The following is a 13,055-nucleotide window of genomic DNA, read 5'->3' as shown; positions in this document are numbered from 1 at the left end:
CAGTTTTGACGTAGAATTCCTGAATAACTGTAAAATCAAAACGAGTCAACCAAGGGAATTGTCCACCATTACGTTCAGCGTAATTACCCCGACGAGCCTTCAAGTATTTGTTATTATTAATATACTCTTCAAAGGCAGCTTGCTGTTCTGCCACTGTATATACGCGGGCATTAGCACCTGTACCAACGGTAAGGGGAGCAAAATTGATCTGGGAAGCAGAGGTGGGAACATAAATTAGGTCGTTGCCATTTTGCCCGTCTCCATTCATATCACCGTTGTACGTATAGGAAATCTTACCACCACTAGCGGAAGTCATACCGAGCGTGAACGTAGTAGAACCACCGAAGGTACCACCGTAGTTGATGCGGTAGTTGGCGTAACCAATGATTCGGTGACGCAGGTCGTTATCCGCGTAAGAAACACCCAGATAGTTCTGACCATCTACGCTTGGGATATTAGCTTGAACTGTACTACCAACGGACTGTAAATCTCTTGCTTGGCCATAAGTATAAGCCAACATACCTCCAAAGCCTTTAGAAACAGGTCTTTCTAACTTAGCTGTGAGGGTATATGCTTCGCCTTTATTTATATTCTTAAGTACAAACGTGTTCGTAACTGCGGCATTAACAAAATTAGAAGAAGGGTACCGATCGCGAGTATCAGGGCCCGTAAAGTTACGGTCCGGTGTTTTTAAGTTCGCATCAATGTAACGAAGACCCTGAAGGGTTTTGTTATAAATAACTTCCAACGTTCCAATCAAACCCAAAGGCAGACGCTGATCGACGGCTAAATTCGTTTTCCATACCAGCGGATATTTCAAATTCGGATCAGTTGCGTTTACGGTATAGGGGCTTAGCTTTCTGATGTCCGTTTCAGAAGGAATAAATTGACTTGGATTCAGTGTAAACGGAGCATCAAACGTATTATCTCGCCTAATCAATACCGTATTAATACCATTGTTTCCGAGCTGGTTCGATACCAGTACTTCTGGAATTCGTGAAACGAAGAAACCGCTACCTCCGCGGACCTGCGTAGTTTTATCCCCTTTTACATCCCAATTAAAACCAATCCGAGGAGAGATCAGCAAACGAGCTTTAGGGAAAGCTCCAGTGTTGACTGAATAAGGATTGTTATTTTCGTCGTGGAATTTACCGGCTAAATCTTCAGCTAAAACGGGGTTATAGAAGCTTTTAGCCGTTGATTTATCGTAAGCAAAAATATCAGCCCGTACACCCGCGGTCAGTTTGAAATTAGGGTTCACCTGGAATTCGTCCTGTAGGTAAGCACTGTAAGTCGCTCTTTTTAACGTCTGCAAAGGCTCGGCTCCGCCGGGTAGTAAAGAGTAACGATAGTTAAATCTTCTAACCTGTACGGGTGAAGTTGTAGCGTTTGGATTTGCTAGATAAGCTAACGCCGCCGTTTTGAAGTCGTCAATGGAGTTATAGGTATATACGCCATTGGAAGCCGGGAAGAATACGTTATTTGACGTAAAGTGTTCGTAGGCTAAACCAAACGTCAAAGTATGTTTACCTGCAAAATAGCTGAAGTTATTCGTGATATTTAAAGTAGAATAGTTCAGCTTGTTGTTAGGTGTAAAAGGATCGAAACCTACGGAAGTATAGGTCGCGTTATCCTTCAAAATATCGATACTTGGAAAGATACCAGTACGATACGCACGATCTTCAATTTGCTTGTTATAGGTAGCAATCAAGCGGTTGGCAAACCTACCGTTAAACGTTGAGCTTAATTCTGCAGCAATGGAACGAGTATTGTCTGCAATCCTATAACCCGTATTCTGAGCTGAGAGAGCTAAACCTCCATTGTAACTTCCCGTAGCGTAACCCGTGCGGTTTCCAAAGCCAGCTGTAGAGCTACTGTTGCTGTTACTTATCGCCTGATCAGATTGTGAGTTGTGATGTGAGTAACGTACGGATAATTTGTGATTATCGTTGATGTTATAATCTAGGCGAAGTAAACCCTTAGTACTCTTGATTTCGTTATTGAAGTTGTCAATCGCACCTAGATCGAAGTTGAAGTTGGTGGCCATAAATTGCTTCAAATCTTCCAAATCGGCTGCTGTCGTACGCGACACGTTGCCCGTAGCTCCGGGACGATTCGCTACCCAATCCAACGCGGGAACGCTGCTAGTGTACCGTTCAACGTTAGCGAAGAAGAATAGTTTGTTTTTGATAATCGGGCCGCCAATGCGGAAACCGTAGGTATTGTTGTTAATCGTCACCGGGGGAAGCTCGCGACCATCGGCTTTCTTACCAGCTAGATCCGAATTACGGAACAGATAGTACACCGAGCCTGACACTTCGTTTGTACCAGAACGCGTTACGGCATTAATACCAGCACCTGAGAAACCCGTTTGACGTACGTCGAAGGGAGCTACGTTCACTTGTACTTCATCTAAAGCGTCGAGTGAAACGGCAGTAGTACCCGTACGTCCACCGGCTGAAGCCGAAGAACCTAAACCAAAGCCATTGTTGAATACGGAACCGTCAATAGTGATGTTATTGAAACGGGCATCCTGACCGCCGAAGGATTGACCATTACCATAGGCATTATACTTAGTAATGTCATTGATCGTACGACCCAGGGTAGGGATAGTATTGATCGTTTCGCGACCGTAGGAAGCTGCTGCTCCGGTGCGGTTTGAACTGAAAACGCCATTCTGATTACCGGTTACGACTACTTCAGAAAGTTGAGAAGAAGCATCCGATAATTGGAAGTTTACGTCAGAGGAAGTTCCCAGGCTGGTGTAAATCTCATTTTTCACCTGTTCCTGAAAACCTACGAAAGTGGCCGTAATGCGGAAGGGGCCTCCAACACGTACGCCAATCAGGGTATAACGACCCGAGGCGTTCGTAGTCGTACCATAACGGCTACCGGAAGGTTCGTGAATAGCTACGACTGTGGCTCCGGGAAGAGCCTCTCCTTTGTTATCAACGACAACCCCGGTTACCGTCGACGACGTCACCTGGGCTTGTACTTGATTGAGACCACAAAGAGCGGCTAAGACTAGCCCCAGACACGCGAGCGTTCTCCTGGATTTTGCTAAAAGTGTTTTCACAATAGTTTGATTTGGGAATTTAAGGAAGTTGACTAGGTATATATTTGATCAAGATGGGTGGCTGTTTACTAAAAAAACCTGACAGAATAACTACTTAAACTGCCAGGTTTTTAATACTGCGAACGAAGAAAAAATTAGAATGAATAACGGGCTCCGATCTGAGCGTTCCAACGTGAGGCGAAGTCGCTTACGAAGTATGGACGGTACGTTCCGTTGATGTTATTCATGTTATTGATGTTAAACTGTACCGCAGGCTTAGCAGCTGTTGGCGTAAAAGCCGTACCGTTCTGCGTTTGAGCACCAGAATTTACGACCGTAAACAAGTTAACCGATTGGTTAGATAACGAATACGCACGTCCCCAATCCTTGTTCAACAAGTTGCCTACGTTTAGTACATCGAAGAAAACTTGCAGACGGTTCCGGCCGAAGATGAAGTCCTGAGCCAAACGCAGATCGAAGTGGTTTTCGAAAGGCAGACGGTCGCCGTTACGCACGGAGTTCTTACCCATTGTTTCTTTCAGGTAACTATTAGCCTGAGCAAATGCCTGGAAGTCAGTCCACTGCTGAGCAGCCGTTGCTCCACCCCGAATATCAGCAAAATTAGCTTCGGAAAGGTTAGAGGGAATGTACGCAATCGTGTTCGATGCCGCACCTGAGATGTCATCACCCGTGATTGTCCGGTTGTACAGATAAGACATGCGTTGACCAGACTGACCCGTGTAAATCAAGGTAATGGTTGTCGCGAAGTTTTTAGCGTAACGGAATTCTTTGCTCAGGTTACCGACGATCCGTGAACCCATATCAAAGTTAGAGTTCGCTAGATCCAGACGATTCAAACCGTTGGTGGCATAAGCAAAACGCCAGTTTGAATAGGCTACTGAGCTAGTCAAATCAGTCAGTGACTTCGTGCGTCCGTAGGTGTAGGCAATCATACCTGACCAGCCGCGATCGGCGGGTTTCTGAAGTTGTGCCGTAAGGCTATAGCTGTACCCTTTGTTCGTGTTTTTCAGCAGCAGTACGTCACCGAAAGACGTCGTATTACGCTTCGTCCACAGGGGCCGAGTCGTCGTGCCTAACGTAACGGTTCCTTCACCGTTTTCGCTCAGGTTCAAGTTCTGGTAATTGGCGTTGTTGAGCGTCTTGGTGTAAATCGCTTCCAACGTTCCAACTAATCCCCAGATTCCTAACTTACGATCCACGGCTAGGTTTGCCCGGAATACCTGAGGAAATTTGAAGTCACGATCAATCACGTTGATAACCGGAGAGGCCGTCGTTACCGACGTTGGGATGTAAGCTCCGGCGTGTACGTCATTGGGGTTAAAGTTGTATTTGATTCCAGCTAAAGCTTCCCGTCCAGCAGCATTCGAATTAGAAACACTGTAGTTGATATTCGTTACGCCCGTATTCGATAACTGGTTGGAAATCCATACGAAGGGAATACGACCCGTGAACAAGCCAGCTCCGCCGCGAACCTGCGTAGAAGCATCCCCGTTGATATCCCAATTAAAGCCTACCCGGGGTGAGAATAGAAGTTTTCCCTTAGGCATCTGACTCGTGCTATATCCGGGGAAAGCCGTAGCGAAAGCGGTATTTTCGGCAGGATCACTGAAGAATACGGGTAAATCCAGGCGTAAACCGTAGGTGAGCTTCAACCGATCTGTGGTATTCCAGACATCCTGAGCATAGACACTAAGCTGAGCTGCCCGGAGGTTCGCCGCTGCTTTATCCGCAGGATTGGAACTGGTTGAATACCCTACGTTGTACTGCGTGAGGCCCTTATTCGCAAAGAAATTAGAAATGCTCGACGGGTCGGTAGTACCACCTACGCCAAACGTATAGTTTCCGTAGTATCCTTGTAGGAAGATATTTTTACTGCTGAAAAACTCGTCATTCGTACCGAAGGTAATCGTGTGCTTGCCTTTGTAGAGCGTAAAGTTGTCGGTAAGCGTAATGACATCCTGATCCAAACTGTTGGCCTGAGAAGAGTTTTCAGATCCTAAGTTGTAGGTAATGGTAGCTTTTTGGCCTAAATCGTAACTGTTGATCGTCAAGCCAGGGAAGAATCCCGTAGCTCGGCTGTCACGAACCGTATTGTAAGTCAGGCGTAAAACGTTCGAAGCTTTTGACGAAAAGTTACTGTTCAACTCTAATACAGTTGAGTTGCTTTTGCTTACAAAGCGGTAACCTGTATTCGAGAAAGGTACTGCAGTAGGCGTACGACTCAGGGCGTCATTGCTACCGTTTACGTAATTATGACGCAGCGTCAGGGTATGCTTTTGGTTGATGTTCCAGTCTAAGCGACCAAACAGCGAAGTAGACTTGTTTTCGTTGTTCAGAGCACCATAAGTTCCAGGATCATAACCGTAGTTAGTAATCATATACTGACGGAGTACTGCAAGCGTATCCGCATTTACTCTTGAACCCGAACCGGCTATGGTCGGATCAAAAGCCAGGGGAGTGGACTTTACGAAACGTTCACCGTTCAGATAGAAGAACAACTTATTTTTAATAATCGGACCGCTCAAGCTAGCACCGAACGTTTTGTTACTGAACTCAGCGTAGGGATTACGGGTCGTAGTTTCATTGTAGGAAGCACTCTTACCTACGAATTTTTCATTCTGGAACTGTCCGTAAACGGAGCCATGTAAAGTGTTGGAACCACTTTTCGTAACGGCATTGATACCGCCGCCCGTAAAACCACCATACGTAATGTCGTAAGGAGAAAGTACCACCTGCATTTCCTGAATGGTCTCAATGGAGATGGGGTTTAGGTTAGCCTGACCACCATTTGTTCCCGTACCCGCCAGACCAAAAGCATCACTAGCATTGGCACCGTCGATGGTGAACTGATTATACCGGTTGTTCTGCCCGGCAAAAGAAGTACCTGAACCGGCCGTGTTCGCTTGAGGAGTTAAACGTGTAAAGTCCTGCACGCTCCGGCTAATGGTAGGCAAGCTTTGCATCTGACGTAAGGAAATGTACGTAGAAGCACCGTTTCTGACAGAACTAATAACGCTGCCTTTATCGGCTGTTACCGTTACTTCCTGTAAGTTAGCTGAGCCGCCTTCCAGCGTGATGTTAGCCGAAAGTGGGGTACCCAAGGCAACGGCTAAATCCGTAAGTTTTTTAGGTGTGTAACCTACAAAGGTTACCTCTAATGAATAGGGGCCGCCCACCCGTAAGTTTGGAAGTGTGTATTGTCCATTTTCACGAGTAACGGTGCCGTACACCGTGCCAGTAGGTTCATGCGTAGCCTTTACCGTGGCACCTGGTAAAGCCTCTCCATTGTTATCAGTGATACGGCCAACAATGGAAGAGGTAGTAACCTGAGCATAGGTGGTTTTGCCCGCTAAGAGTAGCAACAGCGTCACCATAACTCCTAAAGCCCGGGTTAGTGGTAAAAATTTCCTCATCATAAGAAATTTGTGAATGAATTAAATTGAACTTTTTACAGGGTATGCTATGTAAAATTCAATACAAAGAAACACATGTTTTTGTCTTTTTTCAAGTCTTGCTTTTTTGATTTTGATTTAAATTATAACAATAATGTATTGATTTATAGGAAATGCTCATTTTTATATTTAAATAAATCAATTTTCATAATGTTAAATAATCATTAAGTTTTTGTTTATGGTAAGATTGTACTATTTCCATACAGCTCTTTTAAAAAGAACTACTCCTCTTATTTTTATAGAATCTAAATTGTCTTACTATTTCCGATGAATTAGCCACTTCTACTCAAAGTTGAACCGCTAAATATTTGCGGAGAAGGCATAGGACCAATTAAAATTGGCCGATAGACTCTAAATGGGTCTTAAGTATACGTTGTATCGGGCTAGAGCCAAAGAATCGACAATTACGTAAGGGGTTATACGAAGCAATCTGTACTGGAAACTTAAGAACTTTGATAGCTATACGACGAAGAGAAACAACGTTCAATTGAAGCAGTCCTGCTCGCGTAAGACCGCCCTCCCATGAACCGTAAATGCGGGATTGCTGTTATCTTTGCCAATTAATCAGCAAACTTCTTTCTTCTCAGGTTATACGCTTACTAGCATCCCCAATTATGAAAAGAATTTATCTGGATAATGCGGCGACTACTCCTCTGGACCCGCTGGTACTGGAAGAGATGCTTCCCCTCATGCGGGAGCAATTTGGTAACCCTTCGTCCATCCACGGTCACGGCCGCGTGGTACGTTCAGCGATTGAAAAGGCCCGAAAAAAAGTAGCCGAGCTGCTGAACACCTCGCCTTCGGAGATCTTTTTCACCTCAGGAGGAACGGAAGCCGACAATACCATTATCCAGAATACGGTTCTTGCGAAAGGAATCAAACACATCATCACGTCTAAAATTGAGCATCACGCGGTGCTGCACACGGCGGAAGAGCTCCAGAAACGAGGCCTGGCCAACGTCTCTTTCGTAGAACTGGATGCCAAAGGTTACGTGGACTACGGGCATCTGGAGGAGTTACTAAAAACGAACCCCACTAGCCTGATTTCACTCATGCACGGTAACAACGAAGTGGGTAATCTGCTGGATCTGGATCGGGTAGGTGAACTGGCGACGGCATATGGAGCCCTGTTCCATTCGGATACGGTACAAACGATGGGCCATTACGTGCACGATCTGCAACGCCTGAAGACGAACTTCATCGTGGGTGCGGCCCATAAATTCCACGGACCCAAGGGCGTAGGCTTCATGTACCTGCAAAGCGGTACCCGGATTCCCCCCTTCATTCACGGAGGAGCCCAGGAACGTAACATGCGGGGTGGTACGGAAAATGTTTACGGGATTGCTGGTTTGGCGAAAGCCCTGGAGCTGGCGTATGCCGAAATGAGCGAACACCAGCAGCACGTGCAGGGTTTGAAATCGTACATGATTGAACGCCTGAAAGAGGCCATCCCCGACGTACGTTTCAACGGTGATCCGGAGAACTCGGCACAGAGTCTGTATACGGTGCTGAACGTAAGTTTTCCGCCGACTGCCGATAGCGAAATGCTGTTGTTCAACCTCGATATTGAAGGTATTTCTGCTTCGGGAGGTTCCGCTTGTAGCAGCGGTTCGGATGTAGGTTCACACGTGCTGACGGCCCTTAAAGCCGATCCTTCACGTCCTTCAGCCCGCTTTTCGTTCTCGAAATACAATACCCGGGAGGAAATTGATACCGTCGTAGAAAAACTCACGGTCATCGCCGGAGTGGAACGGGTAGGCTAAGCTAGTTCAGGTTGTTACTATACTTCATTGCCAGTCTTCGGACTGGCAATTTTTGTTTGAAATCGAGTCCAGGGGTAAGGCGACCAGACCAGTAAGGCCGCTACCAGGATGACTACGCCACAGATAGCCCCCAGAACCGGAGCGGGTATACTCATCTGGGCCTGACCCGATACGTAAGCTCCGGTGATGTCCGTAAGATTAACCATCGCCATATAAGCGGTGAACTGCGAGCCTTCCACGGACTTCCGGCAAAGTGCCATCAGTACGGGCATACTGGCTACGCTGAAACTAGGGTCCATCATGGAAAGGGCCACCAGACCCGTTCGCCCCACGGCCAGCTCGTGCCAATAGATATGTAGTAAATTGAACGTAAGTAAAAATAGCCCCGCCCCGAGCATGACCCGGCCCATCAGTCGCTGGGCTCCCATGCGATCGGCAATAATTCCACCCAAGAGTACAACAGCAATCACGACCAGCGTGCCCAAAGTGCCCTGTAGAACCGATACGTCCGTGTCCGACCAGCCTAGTCGCTGAATTAGGTGTACGGAATAAGCCCGGCTGAATACCGCCTGACAGCCATAATACAGAAGGATAGGTATGAACAGCCGCAGGCTCCTTTTTTCGGTTAAACCCTGAAAGAGTTCGCGGAATAATCCTCTGGCTGAAGGAAGACTAGCCTGTACGAAAGGGATTTGTTTCAAGGAGAACAACGCCTGCTCGGGTCGTTCTTTGATGAAAAAGGTCAGTACGGTTAGCGATAAAAGTACCAGTGACTGCGTCCATACAGCCGCATGAAATCCGTAGATGTGCATTACTACTGCCAATCCGGCAGAGCCGAGCGAAATGCCGCCGAGGAAACCGCCCCGCATGACGGCAGTAAGGCGACCGCGTTCGTTTTCCGGAATGACAGAAATAGCCAAAGCATCTACGCTGGCGTCCTGTACCGAAGCAAAAACACTATGCACGAAAAAGGCCAGTTGCAGCGAGGAGAGCTCCCGGATCGGATCGTCGACAACCAATAAACCCAGTGAGGCTAGTAGAGCGAGGGTCTGAGCGAGCAATACCCAGGGCCGCCGCCGACCCATAGTAGATTGCTGATACTTGTCAATGAGAGGTCCCCAGATGAATTGAAAAGACCAGGGAAGGCCAACCGTAGCGGCGAAGACTCCCACTGCAGCCGGGGAAATCTGATGAGCAGTGAGATAATTAGCCAGGGTATATAAACCGAAACCCGCCGGAATGCCCTGCATGACGTATAGGTAAAAAAAGGCAAAATAGCGTAACCAGCGACGTTCACTCAGAGCTAACGCATACGTGGAGGGTTCCAGCGGCATGTAAAAGAGCATTATTACCCTTTCATAACTTTCTGAAAATGAATTTGTTTAAGGGATTTTTCGGGTGATGAGAAGTACGTTTCTTGCAAGGTTTGTACCTGCTTGTTGAGTTAGCCCGCATTTCGTCCGAGGCAGGGTTGGAGTGTCTGGAGCATTATAAGGGATAATGGATAGAATAGAGGCGGGGATCACGCAACCCCGAAGGGGTTTAATCTAATTAGCCCTGGGTTACACCCAGGGGAACGGCGATGATTACCCCATCACAATTACCCCCGCATTTCATACGGGGCTATTGACATTGAACCCCTCCAGAGTTGGGGTATTCGATGGAAGCAAGGATCTACTGGTGCAAGTTTCCAAACGTGTACCTGCCATTTGGCAGTTTCTAACTGCCTTGTTACGCAAGATAAAAGCAGGTAAGAACCCGCCTGGATATGGGTACCGGTTAGGAAACCTGCACTAGTGAGCAGCCATCCGTTTGGCTTTAGAAAGAATTGCCTTATTTTATTAAAGTATAAGGTGATAAATAGATTCATAAAATTTGGTGAATCCAAGGATTTCTTTTCCCAAATGTTTCCAGAATTGACTTCTTGTTTTGCAGGCATCGATCGCATCGTTAAACGATCGGTGTATGCGTATGAACTCTCTTCCCTTGAATTTTTTGTGTAGGAAAAGCCCGCGAAGGTTCTTACTCGGGGCCTGTCTGCTGGGAGCCCTGCCCAGTATGGGTCAGGTGCAAACCTTACGGGAGGTACTCGACCGAAGCGTTACGCAGTATCCACTACTGAAAGCCAAACAATCGGAAATTCAGAGTGCCCAGCAACGGGAATCGGCAGCCCTGACTGAGCGACTACCCATCGTAACGCTCCAGCACCAGTACAACTACGCCACCAACAACAGCATCACGGGGTCGGTCTTCAACAATGAAGGAACCGCCGTGGCCATTTCTGGTGGGGTGCGTCCCGAAAACAACTACGAAGGCGTATTTGGCAGTTTTACCACGGCCGTTGCGGAGTGGCGGGTTATCAATTTCGGTCGCGTGAAAGCGAACATCAAGGCTGCGAACGCCGAGGTTCGCCGTTCCGAAGAAGACTACGCGAACGAACGCTTTCAGCATCAGGTACGGGTGACCGATGCCTATCTGACGCTTTTGATTCAGCAGAAACTGGTAACGATTCAACAGCAAAACCTGGATCGGGCCCTGACCTTCAAACGGATCGTCGACTCTGGTGTTCGCTCCGGTATGCGTCCCGGTGTGGATAGCTCGCTGGCGACGGCGGAGGCCTCGCGGGCCCGCATTCTGTTATTTGAAAGTCAGCAGAAGGAAAAGGTCAAGCGACTCCGACTTTCGGAGCTGACGGGATTGGTACAGGATAACCTACAAGTGGATAGCCTGTCTTTCTATACCCAGTTGCCCCTGTCACCCGCCGCGAGTGACAGTTTGTTCCGTAACCACCCGGCCTTACGATTTTCCCGCAGCCAGATCGACTGGGCAGCCGCCCGCAGCACGGCCACCAGCCGCTCGCTGTGGCCCACGATCTCGCTGGTGGGAGCGGGCTGGGCGAGGGGTTCAGGGGTACAAAACGACGGGGATGTCTACCGAACGGACCTGTCCAACGGCATCCGGTATCAGGTGGGCAATTACCTGTTTGGGGTGTCGGCCCGCTGGAACCTGACGAATGCCTTACGCCTCAAACGCGAATACCGGGGGGAGGTCGCCCAGACTGAACGCTTCCAGCACCTGTATCAGGAACAGGACAATCGCCTGCAACGGATTCAGCGGGAATCCGAAACGCAGTTTCGCGTCGCCCTTGAACAGGCCCGGCAGGCTCCCGTGCAGTTACGGGCCGCCCGGCAGGCGTACAATCAGGCTCAGGCTCGCTACAAAAACGGATTGGCTGATTTGCCCACGGTACTACAGACCTTCCTAACCCTCAACCGGGCCGAGGTAGATACCTACGTTTCCACCAGCAATGCCTGGCGATCCCTCTTACGCATCGCCGCCGCCGAAGGTGATCTGGCGGTGTTTCTGAATCAAGTGCCTAAATGAGTTTACAGTTTGAAGTTTTCTGTTTGAAGTTGGTAAAGGAACGTTTGGACCTAATTAGAAATGATAGGCTTTTGAGGTACTGTAGAAAATGGATTACCTAATTAAAACTACGTTCTAAACGTCTAATGAACAATCTCGCCTCGACCAACTGCAAACAGAAAACTGCAAACAGAAGACTGAAAACTATCTCTCATGCATCAACTCATTCGATCCGCTTTGCGGAAGCCCATTTCGGTGGTGGTGGCCGTGGTAGGGTTACTGTTCTTTTCGGTACTGTCCCTGCGAACGATTCCCGTCGATATTTTCCCGAACCTTGATCTGCCTACCATTTATGTCGTGCAACCCTACGGCGGTATGGCTCCTGACCAGATGGACGGCTTCATTGCCACTCGGTATCAAGATCACTTTCTGTACGTATCCGGTATCAAGGATGTCGATGTGAAAACCATTCAGGGTTTGTCGCTGATCAAACTGCAGTTTTATCCCGGTACGGACATGGCTCAGGCGGCGGCGGAGGTCGCCAACAACGTCTCACGGGCTAAGGCCTACATGCCCGAAGGAACGGTACCGCCGCAGGTCGTTCGCTTCGATGCCAGCTCCGTACCCGTCGGGCAGCTCGTGTTTGAAAGTGCTACCCGCTCCCTCAATGAAATTCAGGATTATGCCTCCTCGCGGGTACGGCCCATGTTCTCACGAATTGAAGGCGTATCCAGTCCGCCTCCCTTTGGAGGGAACCAGCGGACCATCGTCGTACGCGTCGATCCCAAACGTATCCAGAGTTATCAGCTGACGCCGGAAGAGGTCATCAAAGCCATTGTTAGTAATAACCAGCCCTCGCCCGCTGGGAATATCCGGGTCGGCGATAAGGCCGTGATGACGCCCGTCAACTCATTAGTACAGAAACCCGAAGATTTTCTGAACATCCCGATTCGTACGGGTTCCGGTCCAACCGTGTTCGTGCGGGACATTGGTTCGGTAGAAGATGGTGCCGACGTGACAGTGAGTTACGCCTTGGTGAACGGTCGCCGGGCGGTGTATATCCCCGTTGTAAAAAAATCGGATGCTTCGACGTTACAGGTAGTAACGAACCTGAAAAATGCATTACCTGAAATACAGAAATCCGTACCCGAAGACGTCAAGATTTCCTACGAATTTGACCAGTCCGTTTACGTAACCAATGCCCTGAAAAGTCTGGTAACGGAAGGAGTACTCGGAGCATTACTGACGGGTTTGATGGTACTGCTCTTCCTGCGGGACTGGCGAAGTGTGATTATCGTAGTACTGACCATTCCGATTTCGGTACTGATTGCGGTGATGATGCTCCATCTGTTCGGACAATCCATCAATACCATGACCCTTTCTGGGTTAGCTCTGGCCGTA

Annotated in this window: 6 protein-coding genes; 3 read left to right on the top strand and 3 right to left on the bottom strand. The window is 48.3% G+C overall.

The window, feature by feature from the left end:
• Together ACOJTG_RS10710 and ACOJTG_RS10705 are read right to left on the bottom strand one after the other, a co-directional pair.
• Nucleotides 1-3,076, bottom strand: a 3,076-nt coding sequence (locus tag ACOJTG_RS10710) for a carboxypeptidase regulatory-like domain-containing protein (RefSeq protein WP_420153804.1), incomplete at its 3' end; no start/stop codon positions are given.
• A 134-nt stretch (nucleotides 3,077-3,210) separates the two neighbouring features.
• Entirely contained in the window at nucleotides 3,211-6,450 is a 3,240-nt protein-coding gene (locus tag ACOJTG_RS10705) for a TonB-dependent receptor (protein WP_420153803.1), read from the bottom strand.
• Nucleotides 6,451-7,142: 692 nt separating this feature from the next.
• Here ACOJTG_RS10705 and ACOJTG_RS10700 point away from each other — a divergent pair.
• The gene (locus tag ACOJTG_RS10700; protein ID WP_420153802.1) at nucleotides 7,143-8,291 is read left to right on the top strand and encodes a cysteine desulfurase family protein; all 1,149 of its coding nucleotides are present in this window, start codon (nucleotides 7,143-7,145) and stop codon (nucleotides 8,289-8,291) included.
• A gap of 17 nt (nucleotides 8,292-8,308) precedes the next feature.
• Here ACOJTG_RS10700 and ACOJTG_RS10695 read toward each other — a convergent pair whose 3' ends face one another.
• The gene (locus ACOJTG_RS10695) at nucleotides 8,309-9,625 is read right to left on the bottom strand and encodes an MFS transporter (protein ID WP_420153801.1); all 1,317 of its coding nucleotides are present in this window, start codon (nucleotides 9,623-9,625) and stop codon (nucleotides 8,309-8,311) included.
• 631 nt (nucleotides 9,626-10,256) lie between these two features.
• Between ACOJTG_RS10695 and ACOJTG_RS10690 the strand changes: the two genes are divergently transcribed.
• Nucleotides 10,257-11,675 carry a TolC family protein gene (locus ACOJTG_RS10690; RefSeq protein WP_420153800.1) on the top strand — a complete coding sequence of 473 codons (1,419 nt, stop codon included), beginning with the start codon at nucleotides 10,257-10,259 and terminating at the stop codon, nucleotides 11,673-11,675.
• A 192-nt stretch (nucleotides 11,676-11,867) separates the two neighbouring features.
• Nucleotides 11,868-13,055 (top strand): efflux RND transporter permease subunit (locus tag ACOJTG_RS10685; RefSeq protein WP_420153799.1); only part of this gene is annotated, 1,188 nt, incomplete at its 3' end.

Source organism: Siphonobacter sp., from assembly GCF_048595215.1.
Taxonomy (GTDB): domain Bacteria; phylum Bacteroidota; class Bacteroidia; order Cytophagales; family Spirosomataceae; genus Siphonobacter.
This window is presented reverse-complemented; position numbering and strand designations above follow the sequence as displayed.